20 protein-coding genes and 3 tRNA genes are annotated in these 21,861 nt (G+C 38.7%); 14 read left to right on the top strand and 9 right to left on the bottom strand.

The features are described 5' to 3' along the window. Positions 1–101 precede the first annotated feature (101 nt). The 3 genes from B9A52_RS25285 to amaB all read left to right on the top strand — a co-directional run bounded on the left by B9A52_RS25285 (position 102) and on the right by amaB (position 4,760). Positions 102–1,304, top strand: coding sequence for a pyridoxal phosphate-dependent aminotransferase (locus tag B9A52_RS25285; protein ID WP_084123327.1), 1,203 nt, complete (start codon positions 102–104; stop codon positions 1,302–1,304). 798 nt (positions 1,305–2,102) lie between these two features. Continuing rightward, positions 2,103–3,152, top strand: a complete 1,050-nt coding sequence (locus B9A52_RS25280; RefSeq protein ID WP_084123326.1) for a DUF4421 domain-containing protein — start codon at positions 2,103–2,105, stop codon at positions 3,150–3,152. 63 nt (positions 3,153–3,215) lie between these two features. Next, on the top strand, positions 3,216–4,760 hold the full coding sequence (gene amaB / locus B9A52_RS25275) for an L-piperidine-6-carboxylate dehydrogenase (RefSeq protein WP_084123325.1): 1,545 nt from the start codon (positions 3,216–3,218) through the stop codon (positions 4,758–4,760). A 66-nt stretch (positions 4,761–4,826) separates the two neighbouring features. Here amaB and B9A52_RS25270 read toward each other — a convergent pair. The 3 genes from B9A52_RS25270 to B9A52_RS25260 all read right to left on the bottom strand — a co-directional run bounded on the left by B9A52_RS25270 (position 4,827) and on the right by B9A52_RS25260 (position 7,152). After that, positions 4,827–4,901: transfer RNA gene (locus tag B9A52_RS25270), tRNA-Val, on the bottom strand. 101 nt (positions 4,902–5,002) lie between these two features. Beyond that, positions 5,003–5,077, bottom strand: a tRNA-Val gene (locus tag B9A52_RS25265). Between the two features lie 233 nt (positions 5,078–5,310). Next, positions 5,311–7,152, bottom strand: a complete 1,842-nt coding sequence (locus B9A52_RS25260) for a TonB-dependent receptor plug domain-containing protein (RefSeq protein ID WP_172805288.1) — start codon at positions 7,150–7,152, stop codon at positions 5,311–5,313. A 170-nt stretch (positions 7,153–7,322) separates the two neighbouring features. On the opposite strand from B9A52_RS25260, the gene B9A52_RS25255 reads away from it, so the two are divergent. Then, positions 7,323–9,281, top strand: a complete 1,959-nt coding sequence (locus B9A52_RS25255; protein ID WP_084123324.1) for a M1 family metallopeptidase — start codon at positions 7,323–7,325, stop codon at positions 9,279–9,281. A gap of 113 nt (positions 9,282–9,394) precedes the next feature. On the opposite strand, the gene B9A52_RS25250 is transcribed toward B9A52_RS25255, so the two are convergent. From B9A52_RS25250 to ruvC, 5 genes are all read right to left on the bottom strand, one after another. After that, a complete protein-coding gene (locus B9A52_RS25250; RefSeq protein WP_084123323.1) occupies positions 9,395–9,793 on the bottom strand; it encodes a DUF5053 domain-containing protein in 399 nt (132 codons plus the stop codon). 20 nt (positions 9,794–9,813) lie between these two features. Further along, on the bottom strand, positions 9,814–9,954 hold the full coding sequence (locus B9A52_RS25805; protein WP_157370300.1) for a hypothetical protein: 141 nt from the start codon (positions 9,952–9,954) through the stop codon (positions 9,814–9,816). A 202-nt stretch (positions 9,955–10,156) separates the two neighbouring features. Continuing rightward, a complete protein-coding gene (locus tag B9A52_RS25245) occupies positions 10,157–11,290 on the bottom strand; it encodes an SO2930 family diheme c-type cytochrome (protein WP_084123322.1) in 1,134 nt (377 codons plus the stop codon). Positions 11,291–11,294: 4 nt separating this feature from the next. After that, positions 11,295–12,596 (bottom strand): parallel beta-helix domain-containing protein, encoded by a 1,302-nt coding sequence (locus tag B9A52_RS25240; protein ID WP_084123321.1) that lies wholly within the window; start codon positions 12,594–12,596, stop codon positions 11,295–11,297. Positions 12,597–12,682: 86 nt separating this feature from the next. Beyond that, entirely contained in the window at positions 12,683–13,261 is a 579-nt protein-coding gene (ruvC, locus tag B9A52_RS25235) for a crossover junction endodeoxyribonuclease RuvC (protein WP_084123320.1), read from the bottom strand. Between the two features lie 21 nt (positions 13,262–13,282). Between ruvC and B9A52_RS25230 the strand changes: the two genes are divergently transcribed. The 10 genes from B9A52_RS25230 to B9A52_RS25185 all read left to right on the top strand — a co-directional run bounded on the left by B9A52_RS25230 (position 13,283) and on the right by B9A52_RS25185 (position 21,192). Further along, positions 13,283–14,407: a glycosyltransferase gene (locus B9A52_RS25230; protein ID WP_084123319.1), complete on the top strand. Its 1,125-nt coding sequence runs from the start codon at positions 13,283–13,285 to the stop codon at positions 14,405–14,407. Positions 14,408–14,574: 167 nt separating this feature from the next. Further along, a complete protein-coding gene (locus B9A52_RS25225) occupies positions 14,575–14,826 on the top strand; it encodes a hypothetical protein (protein WP_084123318.1) in 252 nt (83 codons plus the stop codon). Between the two features lie 11 nt (positions 14,827–14,837). Next, positions 14,838–16,049, top strand: a complete 1,212-nt coding sequence (locus tag B9A52_RS25220) for a PP2C family protein-serine/threonine phosphatase (RefSeq protein ID WP_157370299.1) — start codon at positions 14,838–14,840, stop codon at positions 16,047–16,049. 5 nt (positions 16,050–16,054) lie between these two features. Next, complete coding sequence (locus B9A52_RS25215) at positions 16,055–16,681, top strand: polysaccharide deacetylase family protein (RefSeq protein ID WP_084123316.1); 627 nt, start codon at positions 16,055–16,057, stop codon at positions 16,679–16,681. After that, positions 16,678–17,781 (top strand): glycosyltransferase, encoded by a 1,104-nt coding sequence (locus B9A52_RS25210; RefSeq protein ID WP_084123315.1) that lies wholly within the window; start codon positions 16,678–16,680, stop codon positions 17,779–17,781. Before B9A52_RS25215 ends, B9A52_RS25210 begins: the two co-directional genes overlap by 4 nt. A gap of 42 nt (positions 17,782–17,823) precedes the next feature. Then, positions 17,824–18,111 (top strand): hypothetical protein, encoded by a 288-nt coding sequence (locus tag B9A52_RS25205; protein WP_157370298.1) that lies wholly within the window; start codon positions 17,824–17,826, stop codon positions 18,109–18,111. Positions 18,112–18,328: 217 nt separating this feature from the next. Further along, positions 18,329–19,105 carry a TatD family hydrolase gene (locus B9A52_RS25200; RefSeq protein WP_084123313.1) on the top strand — a complete coding sequence of 259 codons (777 nt, stop codon included), beginning with the start codon at positions 18,329–18,331 and terminating at the stop codon, positions 19,103–19,105. Then, positions 19,102–20,175: an asparaginase gene (locus B9A52_RS25195; protein WP_084123312.1), complete on the top strand. Its 1,074-nt coding sequence runs from the start codon at positions 19,102–19,104 to the stop codon at positions 20,173–20,175. Before B9A52_RS25200 ends, B9A52_RS25195 begins: the two co-directional genes overlap by 4 nt. Before the next feature lie 81 nt (positions 20,176–20,256). Beyond that, positions 20,257–20,343 (top strand) — tRNA-Ser (locus tag B9A52_RS25190). Between the two features lie 207 nt (positions 20,344–20,550). Further along, complete coding sequence (locus tag B9A52_RS25185; protein ID WP_084123311.1) at positions 20,551–21,192, top strand: hypothetical protein; 642 nt, start codon at positions 20,551–20,553, stop codon at positions 21,190–21,192. 185 nt (positions 21,193–21,377) lie between these two features. On the opposite strand, the gene B9A52_RS25180 is transcribed toward B9A52_RS25185, so the two are convergent. Next, positions 21,378–21,854, bottom strand: coding sequence for a terminase small subunit (locus B9A52_RS25180; protein ID WP_172805287.1), 477 nt, complete (start codon positions 21,852–21,854; stop codon positions 21,378–21,380). Positions 21,855–21,861: the final 7 nt, after the last annotated feature.

Here is a 21,861-nt window from a genome sequence, read left to right as displayed (position 1 = left end):
TTTACACCAAAAATATAGATTACAAATCAATTCATCAGCTAATTGTAGAATTAATCGCAGTAATCCGTATTTTTGGCGGTATTTAAAAAACAACCATAATAATGAATTCTATTCTATCAGACAGGATTATTCAAATGGAGGAATCCGCTACCTTGGCAATGGCAAAAAAGGCCAGAGAGCTGAAATCGCAAGGTATTGATATCATAAGCTTAAGCTTGGGCGAGCCCGATTTCAAGACACCAAAGCATATTCAGGAAGCGGCCAAGGACGCAATCGATGAAGGAAAGTATTTTTCTTATTCTCCCGTTGCAGGTTATCAGGATTTAAGGGAAGCCATAGCAAAAAAACTCAGAGCAGAAAATCATATCGCTGAGGCTAAGGCGGAGAATATTGTAGTTTCCACTGGTGCAAAACATTCCATTGCGAATGTATTCATGTGTTTGCTTAATGAAGGAGACGAGGTGGTCATATTTTCACCCTATTGGGTCAGTTATGCTGAGATTATCAAATTGGCCGGCGGTGTACCCATATTGATCGAAGGTAACCTTGAGAATAATTTTAAGGCGACAGCCACACAGTTGGAAAATGCGCTTACAGATAAAACAAAAGCAATTATTTATTCTTCTCCCTGTAATCCTACTGGATCGGTTTTCAGCAAAGAGGAATTGGAAGCGATAGCCGCTGTTGTAAAAAAGAGAGAAAATTTATTTGTGATTGCCGATGAAATATATGAATTGATCAATTTCACAGGTAAACATGCCAGCATAGCTTCTTTTCCCGAAATGTTTGAAAGAACCATAACCGTCAACGGATTTTCTAAAGGATATGCCATGACAGGATGGAGAGTAGGCTACATCTGCGCACCGGTATTTATGGCCAAAGCCTGTGAAAAAATGCAGGGACAATTTACTTCAGGTGGGACGGGTATTGCTCAAAGAGCAGCTTTGGCAGCAATTGAAGGAGATCAATCCCCTTCCAAAAAAATGGAAGATGCCTACCTTAAAAGAAGGGACTTGGTTTTGGGATTATTAAGAGACATCCCTGGGATCAAAACCCATGTTCCAGAAGGTGCATTCTATTTCTTTCCTGATGTCACTGCATTCTTTGGAAAATCTTCCGATGGCTACCTTGTCAATGATGCTGATGATATCTGTTTGTACCTTTTGGAAAAAGCGAATGTGTCCTTGGTAACAGGAGCGGCTTTTGGCGCGCCTAATTGTGTTAGATTGTCCTATGCTGCTTCAGAGGAGGACTTGGTAGAAGCATTGAAAAGAATGAAACAAGCTTTGAGCAAATTGAAATAATTAATCTATTTTTAAAAGTACCTGTGGCACTTTGTCACGGGTACTTTTTTTTAACAGCTCTTGATAGTTCGGAGTATTCCAAAATTTCAGGTTGTTTTTTTGATGGTAGTCTATCCTTCCGGTGAATAAAATGGCCAGTCCAAGGCTCCGTTTGTGATAAATTGTTAAAAAATCTGATTTTAACCGTTAAATAATTTCCAAATTTTGGGTTTTTTGAGTATTATTTTTTGATAGTTGTATTTAATAATATTGAGATTATAATGCTTAAAAATTAAATTTTTTCAAGAAAAAATTGTTTTATGAGCAAGTATAATTAAAACTTTAAAATACAATTATTAGTTTAGTTTGACTTGGAAACTGTCCTGAGATGTTAAATCTATTCGAAGAAATAATTAATTGTTTTTCAATATTTTAACCAGACAAATTAGTCTGAATATGGAAACTAACTTTAGTTATTTTTTATTTTAATGAAGAAATAAGAACCAATTTACAGTATTTTTTAGTTGGTATAATTGCTTGATTTAAAGAGTTTAAAAAAATCGATTATAAATTTTTTGGTATTTTATCTAAAAATACCGTGAACAGGGTATTGCTATTTTAATTTAAAGTTTATTATATTTGTCTCGGGTGATTAAGCAACTTTTTCTGCTAAAGACTTTTGAAAATTAAAAATGAATGGAGATTATTTAGATAATAATTTTTACTGATCTCCATTCAATATAAAATTAATCCGCACTTGTTGCGGATTTTTTTTGTTATTAGATCGATATATTTGTGAATTAAAAAATTCCAGAAATTTTGAAAGCATCCTTACCAAAAATCTTTATTTTTTTTATAGGAATTTTTTCTGGCATTTTTTATAATGTCCAGGCCCAAGAGGACACCACTTATTATGTCAACTATAAAAAATTACTTACAACTCGAACATATGTTTCAAGAAAATACACTTCATTATTTATCAGAGGGATAGACGATGATTCCAGAATAATTCTTGAACCCACTTCGACACTGAACTTGGGCATTGGGGCTACCTATAATGATTTCACATTAAACCTTGCCTACGGTTTTGACTTTATGAATTCCAATCGGACCCAGGTAGATACACGGTATTTGGATTTGCAGGCCCATATTTACCCTAAAAATTGGGTGATTGATCTTTTTGGGCAGTTTTATGATGGTTTTTTCCTTCGCGATTATATAGGACCTTTACCGGATATTCCTCCTGATCTGGCATTTCCAGACTTGGAGGTAAGAAAATTTGGGGCAAATGTCCAATATTTGTTCAATGGGGATAAACTGTCCTTGAAAGCTGCATTTCTTCAAAGTGCCTGGCAAAAAAAATCGGCAGGTAGCTTCGTGACAGGATTCGAATTTTATTTTGGAAGGGCCAATGACGAAAGTAATATTGTTGCAGAATTTATCCCTGATCCAATCGAATTCAAAAAAATGAATTTTATAGAATTTGGGCCAAATGTTGGTTATGTCCATACTTTTGTGATTGCAAAGCATTTTTTTATTACGGGTATGGTTTCAGGAAATATCGGTTTGGGAAATACAACTATTTCCTCTGATACCGATAAAGAAGGAAATTGGGGAGTAAACTCCAATTATTTTTTAAGAGGATTTGCTGGATATAATGGGCCCAAATGGTCCATCAATGCCAATTATGTGCACAATAATGTGCGGATAAGGGAGGCGAGGAGTTTTTCTACTGATTTTCAGACAGGGAATTATCGAATTAATTTTGTCTACCGTTTTGATGTTGGACCCAAATTGAAGCCCTATCTGGATTATATTGATATTGACAGATATTTGCCTGAAAAGTTTAAACAGAAAAACGATAATTGAACATCTGCCTGAGGATTTTTCTTTAGTTTTGCCTTTGATCAATAAGCTTAAAACCAAAATAACATGTCAGATTCATTCGGCGTCAAGTCCGCCCTACAAAAACTAGGAGTACAAACCGAAAACTTAGGAACTTCTACTGGAAACAACTGGATAGATTCAGGTATGGAATATATCAGTTCTTTTTCACCTGCAGATGGAGAATTGATAGGAAAGGTCCAGGTCACAAACAGGGAAAGTTATGATGCAGTTGTCTCCAAAGCCCAAGAAGCTTATAAAACGTGGAGGAATATGCCTGCACCGCAGCGAGGGGAAATCGTCAGGCAAATAGGAAATGCACTACGTGAGGTTAAACCTGAGTTGGGGAAATTGGTTTCCTATGAAATGGGCAAATCTTATCAGGAAGGACTTGGCGAAGTCCAGGAAATGATCGATATATGTGATTTTGCGGTAGGATTATCACGTCAGTTATATGGACTTACCATGCATTCAGAGCGTCCCGGACACAGAATGTATGAACAATGGCATCCATTGGGAATTGTAGGGATCGTTTCAGCATTTAATTTTCCTGTTGCTGTTTGGTCATGGAACAGTATGATCGCATGGGTTTGCGGAGATGTTTGCATCTGGAAACCTTCAGAAAAAGCACCCTTGTCCGGGATCGCTTGTCAACAAATTACGGCCAGAGTTTTCAAAGAAAATGGATTGCCGGAAGGAATATCTTCTTTGATTGTTGGAGATTATAAGGTTGGGAAATTTATGACCGAAGACAGAAGGGTCCCTTTGATTTCGGCAACAGGTTCCACCCGGATGGGTAAAATCGTAGGTCAGGCTGTGGCTGCAAGACTAGGAAGGTCATTGTTGGAATTAGGAGGGAACAACGCCATCATCATTACAGAAAATGCAGACATCGAAATTGCCATCAGAGGAGCCTTGTTTGGTGCTGTAGGTACGGCAGGTCAAAGATGTACTTCCACAAGAAGGTTGATCATACATGAGTCAATTTATGAGTCCATAAAAGAGAGATTGGCTGCTGCATATTCCAAATTGGTAATTGGAAACCCATTGAACGAGAAAAATCATGTGGGGCCATTGATCGATAAAATGGCCGTGGAAATGTATCAAAAGGCGATTGAGAAAGTAAAGATAGAGGGGGGTAAGGAAGTTGTTGCAGGAGGAGTGTTTTCAGGTGATGGGTATGAATCGGGATGTTATGTCAAACCATGCATCATTGAGGCGGAAAACCATTTTAAGATGGTACAGGAAGAAACTTTTGCTCCTATTCTATATATCATGAAATATAAAACTTTAGATGAGGCGATTGCTATGCATAATGGTGTTCCGCAGGGATTGTCTTCAGCCATCATGACTTTGAATATGAGAGAAGCCGAAGCATTTTTGTCAGTATCGGGTTCTGATTGTGGTATTGCTAATGTCAATATCGGAACATCAGGTGCGGAGATAGGCGGAGCATTTGGCGGCGAAAAAGAAACAGGAGGTGGTCGGGAGTCAGGTTCAGATTCCTGGAAAGCCTATATGCGCCGTCAAACCAATACCATCAATTACAGTACAAATTTACCTTTGGCGCAGGGGATCAAGTTTGATATTTGAAACCCCAGTTTCAAAATAAAAAAGCCCAGTGAAAATTTCTCTACTGGGCTTTTTTATTTTTAATTGTGGGAGTTGAGGGATTCGAACCCCCGACCCTCTGCTTGTAAGGCAGATGCTCTGAACCAACTGAGCTAAACTCCCAAAATGTTACTATCCTCTATCGCTACAATTCCAACCCCCGACGCTTCCGATTAAGATCGGTATGCTCTGAACCATCCCGATAATGAAGAAATAAATAATTGTGGGAGTTGAGGGATTCGAACCCCCGACCCTCTGCTTGTAAGGCAGATGCTCTGAACCAGCTGAGCTAAACTCCCGAAATGTTACTATCCTCTATCTCTACAATTCGAACCCCCGACCCTTCCGATTAAGATCGGAATGCTCTGAACCATCCCGATAGCTATCGGGATAAACTCCCAAAATAAAAACCGTTCTCTTTCAGAACGGAGTGCAAATGTAAAATTAAATTTATATGATGACAAAAAAAGAATTCTATTTTTCTGATTTCTTTACTAAACCACTGATATTGAATTATTAAAAATTAATTGTCTTAATCGATGTTCACCATAAACCCTGCCTTAAACCACCTGCCTGGCATCTGCACAAACCCTGCTTCGATATAATCTGCATTGGTTATATTGGAGACTTCTACAAATAGTCCGAATTTTTTTAAGCGATTGTAGTCCAATCTTGCATCCAACAGAAAATAAGGTTCCAATGCAACTCTTTCCAAATACCTGCCTTTAATTGTCAATTCAGCTTTCTTGAAGAATTCTGCATTTATTCCTCCTATAAATTGATTTCTAAGTGAGTTTAAAGCAAATCTGGATTCCACACCCTCGGGTTGTATCAGGTCTGCATTGATAAAATTATAGCTGAACGAAAAATCCTTAATCTTTAGATTTTCAGAGCCCAAGTTTACCAAATATTGGATGGATGATTCCAATCCATTGAAGGTAACCTGACTGATATTTCCGGGAGTCCATTGGTTGGGATTCGGTTGTACTGTACTTGGGGCACGGGTATAATCGATCAGATTTTCAGTAAATCGATAGAAATAAACAAGTTCAGCCCTCAATCTTGATTTGTTCAGTTTCCAGCCTACCTCGAAGTTTCTTGCTTCCTCAGGCAGAAGATTTGGATTACTGGTATTACTGGCATCCTGATAAAATAATTCAGTGTAAGAAGGGATCCTGAAACTGTTCCCAATATTACTATACAGCCTGGAAGTTTCATTGATTTGGAACCCAATTTCTGCACCCGGGAAATGCCTCCAGCCAAATTGACTGTAATAATTGGAGTAAACGCCTGCCCTTAAATCAAATTTGTCAAGGAATTCAATCCTATGTTCTGCAAAAATGCCAAGAAAACTTCTGCTATGGTTTCCCAGGTTGCTGCTGTCAATTATTTCTTCCCTGCCTTCAAGTCCAAAACCCGTAACGCCATACTTGGAAGTGTAAGTGCTGTTAAATTCCAGTGCCAATACATCTGAAGTGTGGAAATTTGTGAAAAACTCAGGTTCATTTCTTCTTAATCTAAATTCATCCACATTTCTCCGCCAATAGGCTCTGGTCTGAAAATACAGATTATTGTTTCTATAGGTATGGCTGAGTGCAGAAAGGTAGGTCTGAATGGCCTCCCATTGATCTGGGAATCGGTCTGTGTAAAATCCATTCGCACCAAATTCCCGGTCTGTAAAACCAAACATGGCATTCAGTTCATTTTTCTCATTTATTTCATAGCCTGACTCATAAAAAATATTGGTGACTTCAAAGTCGGAGTTGTACCAATGACCGTCAGAAGCGTCATGCGAAACCGAAAGGGTCTGTTTGTAATTTCCAATGGGCAGAGAGGAAATGATATGTCCTCCTCGCATTCCAAAATCACCGCCGAATCCCTGTATTTGAAGACTTTTAGTATCGGGAAGCGTAGTGATTATATTGATGGCACCTGCAAAAGCATTCTGTCCAAAAATCCGCGAGCCGGGCCCTTTGAGTACCTCTATCCGTTGGATTCCCTGTAAAGGAACAGGGATATTCATCATATGGTGACCAGTCTGTGGATCTGTGAGTTTGATCCCATTGATCAGCATCAATGTCTGCTCAAAGCTTCCTCCCCTGATTCCTATATTGGCCTGTACGCCACTGACACCCCTTTGCCTTACATCAACCCCTGGGGTAAATGCCAGTAATTCCTGAATACTTCTGGCTGGTACGGTTTCAATATCCCTTCTTTGTATGACAGTGATATTTCTTGAAATCTTGTTGAAGGGTATTCCAATTCTGTTTTCCATAATCATGATTTCCCCTAATTCCACTGTTGTGCTATCCTGAAAAGCGCAAACCAAGTTCAGCGAAAGGAAAATAAAAATTATTGTAAAGCAGATTTTCATAAATAGTTGTGGTTTTTAACTGCGCAAATTACAGATGATTAAAATCTAAATGCAAATCCCGGAAACCTGATATTAGTTTGTATAAAAAGCCATTGGAGATTGTAATGAATTTTTTCTTTAAGTACCATTCTGTATTTTAGCGCCTTAAATTATCAAAAAGCAAATCATCCATGAGAAATACATTTTATAAAATTTCCACCATTGTACTTGTTGTATTTTTTGGTTTTGAGTCCTATGCCCAGCAGGTGAAGGATAATAGAGATGCTGCATTTACGGAATTCGGTTATAGGCAAGGTTCAGCTTACAGGACTGCTTCCGGAAAACCAGGACCTTCTTACTGGCAAAATAGAGCAGATTATGTCATTGACGTGACGCTGAATGATTCTACACATATCATCAAAGGTAAAGTCAGTATTACTTACAAAAATAACAGTCCCGAGAATCTGGATTTTGTTTGGCTTTATTTGGAGCAGAACAGATTTACGGAAGAATCCAGGGGTTCGCTGACTACACCGATACAGGGAAACAGGTACAGCGGGGACTTAGACGGGGGTTATAAAATTGAAAATTTAAAAGCACAGATTTCCGGCAAAAACAAACCCATTTCCAACGATTATTTGATCAGTGATACCAGAATGCAGGTTACTTTTAATGAACCGCTCCCTGCCAATGGAGGACAAGCAGTCATTTCTATGGATTTTGAATTCAAGATTCCTGAAAAAGGTATGGACAGAATGGGACGGCTTAAAGTAAAGGATGGGACTATTTATGCTATGGCGCAATGGTATCCCCGGTTGGTGGTTTTTGATGATGTGACCGGATGGAATACAGATCCCTATCTTGGTGCAGGAGAATTTTATTTAGGTTATGGCGATTTTGAGTATAAAGTAACTGTACCTTTTGACCATATTGTAGTAGGTTCAGGGGAATTGTTGAATCCGGGACAAGTGCTCACAAAAGAGCAGCAAAACAGGATGAAAATAGCTGCTGAAAGTGATGAGCGGGTGTACATTATCAGTCCTGAAGAAGTGACTGACTATGCCAATCATAGAGTCAAACAAAGTGGTACCCAAACCTGGCATTTCAAAATCCAAAATTCCAGAGATATCGCTTTTGCTTCATCAAAAGCATTTATCTGGGATGCGGCAAGAATCAATCTTCCCAGTGGAAAAAAGGCCATGGCCCAATCTGTCTACCCTCAGGAAAGTGATGGGGAAGATGCTTGGGGCCGATCCACTGAATACAGCAAAGCCTCTGTGGAACATTATTCTGAAATGTGGTACGAATATCCGTATCCTGTAGCGGTGAATGTTGCGGCAGACATCAACGGTATGGAATATCCGGGAGTCAATTTCTGCAGCTGGAAATCAAAGGGGGAAAGTTTGTGGGGAGTGACAGACCATGAATTCGGACATAACTGGTTTCCAATGATTGTTGGAAGCAATGAAAGAAGACATGCTTGGATGGATGAAGGTTTCAATACTTTTATCAACTATTACAGTTATCTAGCTTTCAACGATGGTGAGTATACCAATGACCTGATACAGACCAGAAGGTATCTTGGTTGGCTTACCAATAAGGACCGGGAACCGATCGCCACCCATGCTGACCGTACCCAAACCAATAATCTTGGAATGGTAGCTTATATGAAACCTGCCTTAGGGCTGATAATGCTTAGGGAATATATATTGGGTCATGAAAGGTTTGACAAAGCGTTTAGATCTTATATTAAAGCGTGGGCATATAAGCATCCCCAACCAACAGATTTTTTCAATCATATGGAAAATGTATCCGGTGAAAATCTGGATTGGTTCTGGAAAGGCTGGTTTTACAGCAATGCCAATATTGACATGGCGATCAATGGTGTTTTTCCTTACGGTGCCAATTATATAGTGTCACTTTCCAATCTTGGGGAACTGCCCATGCCGGTATTATTGGAAATCACCTATGATGATGGGGAAAAAGAAAGAAGGATGCTACCTGTTGAGATTTGGTTCAAAGGCAACCAATGGAACCATCTGCTCAAAGTGGATAAAAAAGTGGTAGCAGTGGAAATTGATCCGGACAAAGTCATTACCGATACCAATGCCGGAAACGACAAATGGCCGAGCGGGGTGTATAAGGATTAAAAAGAAAAAGACTGAATCATAATTCAGTCTTTTTCTTTTTTGAATTGATTTAAATTGGATTTCGAAAAGATAAGTTAAATTTAATTCGATTATTTACTCAAGTGCTTATTCCATCATGCAATGAGTTGAGAGGATTTTATAAGTTTGTCCCCTATATCATTCAAAGCTTTTGAAATTACCTTAATTTCTTGATCAGTAAATCTAGCCTCTTTCCCGTTAACTATATTGCCGTTAAGTCTTTGGTAAAACCACTGTGGTGTTTTTCCAAAATAGGTTTTAGCTAAATAAGAGACAGACACAATCGGAAGTATTTTATCCAATTTTTCTTTTATACGAAGTTCCTCAGTATTTATGACGGTTTGCCGAGCTGCCTCCAACATAGCCTTAGAAAATGCCTCAGGATTTTCTACAGCCAAGTGCTCCATTTCAATATCGATTTTTCCAAGTTCCTCCTTGGAGGCTGTTCGAAATCGTATTTTGAGGTCATTTATTTTTTCTTCTATGGACTTCATGTTGTAAGCAATTTTTAATATTAAGTTTCTTTCAATAATTCCACCAAATCCTCAATAATCTTATTGAAGGTTTTTCTGGAATCAGGTGCGATTTTTTTATAATATCTCAGATAAAAAAGAAGGTCTTTTTCAAGTTCACGACGCTTCTTGGTTACCTTCATAATAATTTGATTGATGAAAAGTAAAAATAATAACAAATATGTTATTTAAAAAAATTGTAGGATTTGTATTTCTGAAAAGTTTTCGATTTTTATATACTTTCTTTTTAAAACCAACAATGGAACGCTGATAACGCAGATCAAGCTGATTTTACTGATTATTTATCTGCATGAATCAGTAAATCAGCTTGATCTGCATTCCATTTTATTTCATCCCATTAATCCACTCCCTGATCAGCTCAACTCCTTCTTCATGTACACTCACCCTGCCGATCTCAGGCATTGCGGCTCCGACTTTGTTGGTGGACATCCGGAAAGTCATGATGGATTCATCTGCTTTACCGGGATAAATGGCGTATTTGAAGGAACCGGCTCCAAATCCGGCTGCAACAGGGGTTTTGAATACCCCGAGTTTCAACGGGTCAGTTTCCTCATAATCCAAAAAAAGTCCGGAAGTACTCGCAGGTCCTTCAGCCCTATGGCAATGGGCACAGTTGATGTCCAGATAGGCTTTGGCACGCAATTCCAATGGTTGGGAAGCATCGTTATAATCTACCATGGCAGTATAATGATTTATATCCTGAATGTTTTCAAGAAATCCTGTTTCTGACCATTTGATCAATTGGTTTTTACTTTCCTCTCCGTAAAGAATGGGATGGTTGAGGTATTTGGCCTTGACACCGATGGGAACCATTACTTCGTTTTCGTTGTGGCAGCTTTTGCATTGGTTTTTATTGGGCACGATGTAGTTGATGACCTGTTCGTTTCCATTCAGGTCTTTCCATTTCACTTCTTTTTCCGCTCCCACTACCTTGTACGCTGCCTCAGTCTGATCGTCATTCCAGATATAAGGAAATGCTTCCCATATTCCCTGACGCTTGACCATCAGCCTTGTTTCAATGATTCTTTTCTCCCCTTCAGGATTTCTAAAATCCAAGGGGTAATAGAAATTCTTGATGATAATAGTCTGATCAGGCAATTCAAAAGAGCCTCCTATATCCTGTTTGATGGAAGCTGAAGTACCTTCAGGCATCCAGATAAACCTGGATTTAAATGCATAATCTGTAAAGAGTGAAGATGAAGGTTCATACTTGACCAGTTCCCCATTGGGGTTCAAAGCCCTTAACTGACCTTTGAAAAACCCGTATTCCGAAAGTGTTTTGAAAGGAATCTGATCAAAATCAATTGCTGCAATATTGATATCCGGGGCATCAGTATATTCGATCTGCACCTGTTCTTCCTCAGTTTTTTCCTGTTCTTTTTCCCCCGAACAGGCAACACCTGATATCAATGAAATAAATAAAATTCGGATAATGAAATATCGCTGACTGAACTTCATGCTGTTACAATTTGGCTACTCCACTTACATCTGTCTTGATTACCGTTTCGCATTGGAAAGGGGTATAGTCTTTGGATGCTTTGATGTTTTCCTCCCCTTCCCAAAGGTCAAATAGCGTGAAATGCAGTTTTTCCATGCCTGTTTCCCGGATGCAGACTTTCATTGGGTTGGTGGATATATCGTCACTGATGCTTTTATCCCAAAACCCATCATAAATAATATCCTGGGTTTTCCCTTTCCCATGGGCATTATAGACCGAAATCAATTGCCCAAACTCTTTGGTCAGGTCAGGAATTTTCCAGGTCCGTTTGTAGTCATTGTCATGCACATAAATATTGGAGGTGAAAGGAGACCAATTTGGTGCCTCAGTTGGAAAACCTGTGATGTGATAATTGGCGATGGCAATTCCTGTTGTTTTGTTTTTGTGAATCCTGTTGTTGTAAACCTCCACATCCTTTGCCGCCAAAAGTATGATTCCCGACCCGGGTGGAATCATGGTCACGGTATTGCCATTGGGTTCATCACTTAGCGGAACCGCAAAATTGACATGGTTATTGGACCTGATATCATTATTATAGATCTTAGTGCCACGGCCTTCAGCTTTTGGAAGTCCGGGCAGGTTGAATACCAAAATACCTCCGGAATTGTCCCTTGCAGTATTTCCATAGACCTCTGCATTGTCGGAATTTTCTATTTCAATCCCTGCCACATTCCCAAAGGCAAGAGAATTTCTGACGATGATATTTTCGGACTGACCTACATAAATCCCCGCATCTTTGGAATGCGAAGCAATGCATTCATCTATCATGACATTTTTGCACTGAACAGGGTAAATGGCATAGGTCCCATTTTCTGATTTATCACCATTTGTCCAAGTAACATTGATGCGTCTAAATGTGATACCATCACTATGTTGGCTTTTGATCCCGTCTCCGGGGGCATCTTCAATGCTGAGGTCTTCGATTTTTACATTGTTTCCTACCAGTTTTACTCCTTCACCGCCTGCTTTGAGTTCACGGAACGAAAGGACAGTTTCTCCCATTCCGGCCCCTTTGATGCTGATGTTATTTTTGGAATCCAGGATTAATTGAGTTTTAAAACTGTAGAATCCCGGGGGAATTTCGATAATATCCCCCTCTTCTGCGAGGATAAAAGCCTCGATAACATTTTCAATTTCCTCCTGACTGGCTTTCCTCAGCTTAGAGGAATCGAAAGTCTGTTCGTTGGAGGAATCCGAACAACTCCAAAGTATAAATAAGGATAACGAAAGTAGTCCTACAATCCGGAAAATAGTTTTGAATATCATAGTCATTGGGTTTGAATCAGATAGTATCCTGCTTTAATCAATTTGATCTGAAAGCAGATAATCCCAAATTTAAATCTTTTTGTTTTTTAAAGTCCCTTGACCCTTCCAGGGTTTTCTTCCAAAAACGACTTCCAACCCGCAGTCCTTCCTCTTGTCTGCAAGCGTCCATCGTGAAAATGATGGCATAACGCTACAGCCAAGGCATCCGTAGCATCCAAAAGCTTTGGGATTTCCTCGATTTTGAGGAGTGTTTTTATCATTTCGGCTACTTGTAATTTTGAGGAATTACCATTACCCGTTACGGACTGCTTTACCTTTTTGGGTGAATATTCAGCAATAGGGATTTCTCTTGCCAACGCAGCGGCCATCGCTACGCCTTGGGCCCGGCCCAATTTGAGCATGGACTGCACATTTTCCCCATAAAAAGGGGCCTCTAGAGCCACAGAGTCAGGATGGAATTCATCGATGAGTCCTGTAATCCTTTCGAAGATTTTTTTGAGCTTCAATTCATGGGAACTGTATTTTTTTAAGTGGATTACGCCAAACTGAATCAAACTGTATTTTTGCCCTTCAATCAATATCAGGCCATAGCCCATGACATTTGTTCCCGGATCAATGCCAAGAATTATTTTTTCCTTTGCCTCTTTTTTATCTTCTTTACCCATTAGCGCAATTTAAAAGAATTCATGGCAATATTTTATCTTTTATTTGGGATAGTTTACACAGGGCTGCTTGTTGAACTTTTATTATTGTGGCACAGGAAATATACGAATCCCTTAAAAGGGTTTGAATCTCCAATGGTAAGCCTATTGGTTTCATTTAGAAATGAAAAGGATATTCTAGGGTACTTTTTTGAATGCATTATTTCACTTTCATATAGAAATCTTGAGGTACTTTTTATAAATGACCACAGTAATGATGGAGGTAATGAAGTACTTCAGGGTTTGATTGATAACCACCCTTCCTTACCCTTTCCAGTTTATATACTGGAGAATAAAGGGATCGGAAAAAAAGCTGCAATAGATACGGGAATCGCTTCAGCCCAAGCTGACTTGATTTTTTGTACGGACGCGGACTGTAGGGTTCCTGAAAATTGGATTGAAAATAAACTGGGTCATTTTGAAAACCCAAAGGTGAAAATGGTTGGTGGTCCGGTAATGACAAGTGGCCAAAAAGGCTTTTTCCAAAAATTTCAGCAAATTGATTGGGCCAGCATATTATTGGTGACCAAGGCAGGTTTTGAAATTAATTCTCCATTGATGTGCAGCGCTGCAAATTTGGCTTATCGGAAAAGTGCTTTTTTAGCGGTAGAGGGATATCAGGGCAATGATATGATCTTGTCAGGAGATGACGAATTCCTGCTGAAGAAGTTTGTGAAAAAGTTTGGCCCTGAGTCAGTTGTGTATCAAAATCACATGGAAGATTTGGTTTATACCCAACCTCAACAGAATTGGAGAAGCCTTTTTGACCAAAGAAGCAGATGGGCGTCAAAATGGAATACTCATGGTTCTTTCAATCATTTGTTGGGATCGATTATACCTGTTTTATTTCAGTTTGTATTTCTTTCGAGTTTTCTACTCATGGTTATTGGGGCTCTGGATTTATGGGTTTTCATTTTCATTTGGATTGCCAAAGTTGGATCTGAGAGAATTGTCTTGGGCAAAGTTCTCCAACAGTACGGAATCAAGCATCATTTTTTCTGGTTTTTCTTGGTTTCTGTTTTTCATCCTTTTTATGTAATTATTATTGTTTTCAGGATTTTATTTTTTAAAAACGAATGGAAAGGAAGAAGGGTGTTTTCAAACATCTGATTTCATTTGTTCTTATGGCAAAAAAATTGAAAATTATTCAGTCATGAAGCAGAAAGAAATTGGATGTGTTCAGTTAATTATTGATAAATCAATATAAACTGTGGCATTCGATTTAAGGTGATTTGGACTAAATTAATAACTTTACATTTCATTATTGTTTATTAAATATGACTGATGAAGAGTTTGACTTGCTGGATGAACTATATTTTGTGCAGCAGTATGCTTTCCTAAAGGAAACATTGGGCTGGGAAGATGAAATCCTTTTGGTTACCTTGCAATCCCTTTATGAAAAAGGCCTGATCAAATGTCTGACTGAGCCTGACAATGAAATATTTGATAAAGTGGATCTCAATAAAAAAGGAAAAAATCTGTTTTATCTGGCCACCAAAAAGGGCCTGATGGAGCATAATGCTATTTAAAGGATATAAAATTGGCCATACAGACTGTCAAGTATCAAAAAAAAGAACTGGAGCTCAAAGCGCTCTTGGAGATTACCCAGGCGATTAATGAAAATAAATCGGCGACGGTACTTCTCAATATTTTTAAATTCACCTGTTTGGTACATTTAAATATCCGCTCGATTCTTTTGTATATGATCGATCAGGATAGATTTCAATTAAAAATCAGTCACGGAACCAAAGGCTTGGTCCCGGACCACATTCTGGAAGAAAGGGTCAGCTATAGTAAGGACTCTGAAGAATTGCATATTGAATTGGACTCGGGGTACTCATTTTCTGAGTTGGAAAGTTATCTGCCGGTTTACCATAAGGAAAGGATGCTGGCAATTCTTTTTTTGAAAAAGAAAGATGAACAGGAAGACCTTGATTTAAATTTCACACAGGCATTGACCAATATTATGGTCGTTGCATTGGAAAACAAAAGATTTGCCAAGAGACAACTGGAGCAGGAAAGGCTGAAGCGGGAAGTAGAGATAGCCTCCAATGTGCAAAGGATGCTTTTCCCTGCAATTCTTCCACAAACTGCCAAGCTAAAAGCAAAAGTAACCTATATACCACACTCCACAGTAGGGGGGGATTATTATGACCTGATCAAAAAATCAGATGATGAGGTATTTTTCTGCATTGCTGACGTATCTGGAAAAGGAATGCCGGCGGCTCTATTGATGTCGAATTTTCAGGCCGCTTTAAGGACTTTGTTGCGAAGCTCCTCTGATATGAAAATGATTGTGGAGCAATTGAATTATACCATTTATGATAATACCAAAGGAGAAAGATTCATCACATTCTTTTTGGGATACTGCAATTATAAAAAGAGGGAATTAATTTATGTGAATGCAGGTCATAACCCACCTGTTTTGTGCTGGGAAGGTGAGCAAAGGAGTGAGATGTTAGGGGCAGGCACTACGATATTGGGAGCTTTTGAACAATTGCCATTTCTGGAAATAGGAAAGCGGGAGCATCTCAAAGGTTTTTCCATTCATTTGTATACTGATGGTCTCACCGAAAGTTTTAACAACCAGGAAGAAGAATATGGAGATGAGCGTTTTCACCAATTTGTAAAAAGCCAGCTTTGTGTGGAGCCAAATAAGTTTCATAAATTGTTTTTTGAAGAATTGAAAAGTTACACCGAGGGAGTGGAACAAGGAGATGACATCACTTTATTAAGCATCAAATTCCAATAGCAATAATGATGATTCATCATGTTCCTTCTCTAATTCCAAAAATATTTCCCCAGTTTGTATGGCATTTGGATAGGAAGGAGAGTAAAATCTTTTTAACATTTGATGACGGCCCTGTTCCCGGAACAACGGATTTTGTCCTGAATGAATTGGCAAAAAGGGATATGAAAGCAACCTTTTTTATGGTAGGGGATAATATTAAAAAGCATCCGGACTTGGCCAAAGAGGTCCACTTAGCCGGTAATGCAGTAGGCAATCATACCATGCACCACCTAAACGGATTTAAAACCCCCCTTAATCAATATCTTGAGGATATTCATAACTGCCAATCCCAAATTCAGCAGACTTTGTCAGTGAGCACACTTTTGTTCAGGCCTCCTTATGGGAGAATTACCAAAAAACAATTTCATGCTATATCCCCTAATTTCAAGGTAATCATGTGGGATGTTTTGACCGGAGACTTTGATCCAAATCAAAGTGCTGAGGAATGCTTGAAAAAAGCAAAAAAACACAGTAAAAACGGTTCGGTGGTAGTGTTTCATGATCAGCAAAGGACAGCAAGCATAATCAGGAAAGTATTGTCCCAATATTTGGATTTCATCCAAGATCAAGGATTCAAAACAGCCCTGCTATGATCCTGGCTTTGATTTTGACAATCACAGTTCTTTTGATTATCCAGGATACTGCTCTTTGGATCCTTTTGAAAACCAATTTCAAACACTTTGGCAAAAGCGGGATTTTAGAATATCCCAGGGTCAGTATTTTGATTCCTAGCCGGAATGAAGAAAAAAACTTACCCGAATGCCTTGCTTCATTGAGCAAGCTGAATTACCCATTGGATAAACTACAAGTGATCTTGGGAGATGACAGAAGCATAGACAGTACCCGTGCAATTTTGGAAGCTTATGTTGATCAACATCCTGAAACCTTATTGCTTGATATCAAAGAGTGCGATACCCGGAAAATGAACGGCAAAGCAAACGCCTTGTCCCAAATGGCAAAAAAAGCCACGGGGGAAGTGCTCCTGTTTACTGATGCGGATTGTATAGTTCCGGAAAATTATGTGACAGCCATGGTTGCTGCCTGGCAAAGAACAGGTGCAGGGATTATTACGGGAATTACACATGTTTCAGGGGATGGATTTTTTGATAAAATGCAGGCCATGGATTGGTGGCTGACTTTGGGGATGGTCAAAGTGATCAGCGATGTGGGTTTTTCTGTGACTTCCATGGGTAACAATATGCTGATTTCAAAAAATGCCTATCAGTCAGTGGGTGGATTTGAAGGCATTCCGTTTTCTTTGACTGAGGACTTTGAAATTGCAAAGCATATACTGGCTAAAGGATTCACATCATTTCACTTAGTTGGAAAGGAGAATCTTATTTCTACAAAACCTCAAAAGAAAATCTCCGACCTTCTAAAACAAAGAAAACGCTGGATGGCAGGTGCTATGGATTTGCCAATATTTTGGAAATTACTTTTGGGACTACAGGTGCTTTTTTTTCCGGGCATCGTTTTTTTGCTTTTTTCCTATCCTTTAATGGGGGTTTTGTTGTGGATCTGCAAAGTGGCAATTCAAAGCCTTTTTATAACTGCTTTTGCTTCCAAAACAGCAGTGAAGATAAATCCAATTGACCTGATACTTTTTGAAATATATTATATGTTTGCCGCATGGTCCACGATAGTTTATTATTTTTGGCCTGCTCAAACTGATTGGAAGGGGAGGAGGTATTGAAGGATGAAGGGTAGAAGCGAGGAGCGAGAGGCGAGAGGCGAGATGCGAGAAACGAGAAAAGAGAAGCGAGAGTTAAGAGAGCCAAGATACAAGAGCCAAGAAACAAGAGCCAAAGCCTGTCCCGATGAATATCGGGGAAACAAGAATCAAGAAACAAAGCCTTTATCGATGAATATCGGGGAAATAAGAACCGAGATGGGAGAACCGAGAGACGAGAAGCGAGAACCGAGATTTGAGAATTTGGAGCCAAGAACGAAAGCCTGTCCCGATGAATTTCGGAGAACCAAGATGGGTGAACTGAGGGGGAGAACTGAGAGCCTGGAATCATGAGATACAGATATATGCTGTATGCATGACCGATTTAATAGCCCGGTAATTTATTGCAGGGTTCAAGATGAGAAAAAATGCCCCAAAGTGCCGTAGGCACGACCGATCTAGGACTAGCGTTAAGGTAGAATTAATCGGAGAAGCTTGATGAGATAGACAAGATGCTAGGGCAGACAACCAAAGAAAGAATAACCAAAAAAACAACTAACCCACAATAAAAATGAAATATACCGATACCCATGCCCACATCTATTCCAAAAAATATGATGATGACAGGTCAGATGTGATCAGGGTTTCGGCTGAAAATGGGGTAGAGAAAATATATATGCCCAATATTGATGTGGAATCCATCGATGCGATGCTGGAAGCGGAACTGAAATATCCGGGGGTCTGTATTCCCATGATGGGACTTCATCCCTGCGATGTAAAAAAGGACTTTGAGAAGCAGCTGTATGTAATGGAGGAGTGGATCGAAAATCGGGAATTTGCCGCTATTGGTGAAACAGGTTTGGACCTGTATTGGGACAAGACCTTTTTTGAGCAACAAAAGGAGGCTTTGAGAATTCAGATCACCTGGGCAAAGAAAAAAAAGTGGCCCATTGTCCTGCATTGCCGGGAATCTATGGATGAAACCATAGCCATCATTAAAGAAGAGAAAACCGATGACTTAAAAGGGATTTTCCACTGCTTCTCTGGTACTATTGAGCAAGCCAAACAAATCATTGAATTGGGATTTCTTTTGGGGATAGGGGGTGTTTCTACTTATAAAAATGGAGGATTGGATCAGATATTGCCTGAATTGGGCTTGGAGCATGTTGTTCTGGAAACTGATGGGCCCTACCTTGCTCCGGTACCTTATAGGGGTAAAAGAAACTCCCCTGAATATATTCCAATCATTGCTGAAAGAATAGGAGTGCTTGCAGAAAGCAGTTTGGAAAAGGTGTCCGAAATCACCCAAAGAAACACAAAAAAGATTTTTAATCATTTTAATCTATGAATTACAAAATAGTCCGGCTCAATACCGGTGCAAAAAATGATATCGCGGCATCTGTTTTAATTATTTATACAGGGGGCACACTAGGTATGGCCTATGATGCTTCCGGTGCTTTAGTCCCTTTCAATTTTGGTCAGATTTTGGAAAAAATCCCCAACCTGACCAATATGAACGTAGCTATTACAGTCATCTCCTTTCCTGAACCCATAGATTCGTCCAACGTAAACATGCAGCATTGGGTGGATATGGGCTATATTATCTATGAAAATTATGATACCTATGATGGTTTTGTAATTCTTCATGGGACGGATACGATGGCTTACTCTGCGTCCATGTTGAGTTATATGCTTAGAGGATTGAGTAAACCTGTGGTATTTACCGGGGCTCAATTACCCATTTCAGCCATGCGCTCTGATGCCCGTGAAAACTTGATGACTGCACTTGAAATTGCTACTGCTAAAGCAAATGGCAATCCTGTTGTACCAGAGGTATGCATATTTTTCAATCATATGCTATTGAGGGGAAATAGGTCCAAGAAAGTCCAAAGTGTTCATTTTGATGCATTTGAATCCGAAAATTATCCTGCTTTGGCAGAGGCAGGAATTATCATCGATTATAATTACGCAGCCATCAAAACTTATGAAGAAGGGAAAAAGCTTAAATACTACAATAAGCTTGACAACAGGGTGATGATTTTAAAACTTTTTCCGGGTATCACTTCCAAGATTCTTGATTCCTGTTTTGATATTGAAGATATGCGGGGGGTTGTGCTTGAAACCTATGGTTCAGGAAATAGCCCAAGTGAATCCTGGTTTATAAATTCGTTAGAAAAAGCTGTTAAAAAGGGAATAATCATCCTGAATGTTTCCCAATGCAATGGAGGAAGGGTAATTCAGGGAAGATATCAGACAAGTAAAGATCTTAAAAAAATAGGTGTTCTGAGTGGAGGGGATATTACCACAGAAGCTGCGGTTACCAAAATGATGTTTTTGTTGGCCAACGAGACAGATGATACTGAAATCAGAAGGAAATTGGTGACCCCGATGATCGGTGAAATGTCGCTGACTGGTTAGTACTTAAATTTTATGATAGAAGCTTGCTTGGGCTTTTAATAATTCATTTCTTTGCACTCCCATTCAGCAAAACGACTAAACAGAGAGGTGTCCGAGTGGTTGAAGGAGCACGCCTGGAAAGTGTGTATACCCGTGAGGGTATCGAGGGTTCGAATCCCTTCCTCTCTGCGAAATGAAAACCTAACTTACTGGAAATATGTGAGTTAGGATTTTTTATTTTGATTAGGGTGCTGATTGGGGTGTAAATTCATGATTTTTTAATTTAACTGAGGGAATGAATACAATAACTCTAATATTTTTCTGTTAGGTATAGTTTTCCTAATTTTTGATTTATATTGGTGGTTTAAAACAATATTTACCTAAAAGAAATTATTTATGAAAACCTTCTTATTTTTAATTTTTATCCTATTTGTGTCTAATTATTCCCAAGCACAGACACATCTTTATGAACATCCCAAATTCGATGAGATAACCAAGAATCACGAATTGGTTGCAATTTTACCTTTCAAAACTTCAATTACTTTAAGGCCAAAAGATATGAAGGATATGTCAGCTGAACAATTAGACAGAATGGAGGTCTCAGAAGGTTTGAGTATTCAAAGTGCTATGCATTCGTGGTTTTTAAAAAGGGAAAAAAGAGGAACTTTGAAAACTAATTTCCAAGATCCAGCTGTCACCAATGCAAAACTCAAAAGACTTGGAGTCACATTTGAAAATATAGATGAATATACACCTGAAGAAATTGCTAAGTTTCTGGAAGTAGATGGAATTATAATGGGTACATTTGAAACAAATAAACCTATGTCAGAAGGTGCATCTGCTACTTTAGGACTGTTAGTAGGTTTTTATGGAAGCACTAATAAGGCAGTAATTAATATGTCTGTTTACAATGCCGAAGATGGCCTGTTACTTGCTAATTACAATAAGGGTTTAAACGGTTCTATTGGAACTTCAACAGAAGATTTGATTAATACTGTTATGAGGAAGGCTTCAAGAAGGTTGTCTTACTCAGATTAAAATAAAGCTCTTTGGAAATAGAAATTAAACTAGATTTTCTTTAGTGGTGACCTAGTTTATTTTCCTTCAAATCAATATTGTTGATACTCTAATCCTATGAAAGAGTAAGATTTTTCTAATGAAAAAGTTAACTACTACATTTCCCAAATTAGGAGGATCATTGAATAAAAGTATTTGATGGATAACTATTTTGGTTGATTTTTCACAAAATCCCAAAGAATTGCTAGAGCTTTCATCTTGCTATCCATATTGATTGAAATTGATTTCGTTTTTACTTCAAATTTGCTCTCCTCTTTTATCAGGATGTCAAGTGCTTTAACTTTTTCTAGTGAAACTTCATTAAGAGGCTTTAAAGTCCAATCATCATTAAATAACTCAGTTACGTCAGAAAAGGCAATTGCCACTATCTCTTTCAGTATTCGTTCTTGATTGACTTCAAGGTCTTCTAGTATTTTAGATGCCTTCCACTGAATGTATTTTTCAATGTTAACTTTTGTCAACATTTTTGAACCCTGTTGTCTTGCTGTTTTCTCACTATATCCTGCAAGTTTTGCGGCCTCTGTAGCATTAAAGCGTGCTTCTCCGAGATAAAAATTAGCAAATTGAAATTCCTTATCTGTAAACTCGAATTCTTCACCCTTTATGGAAATATATTTTTTCATAAACAAA

Origin of the sequence: Aquiflexum balticum DSM 16537 (genome assembly GCF_900176595.1) — a bacterium.
Lineage (GTDB): Bacteria > Bacteroidota > Bacteroidia > Cytophagales > Cyclobacteriaceae > Aquiflexum > Aquiflexum balticum.
Note: the sequence above shows the minus strand (reverse complement) of the source record. Positions and strands in the feature narration are given on the sequence as shown.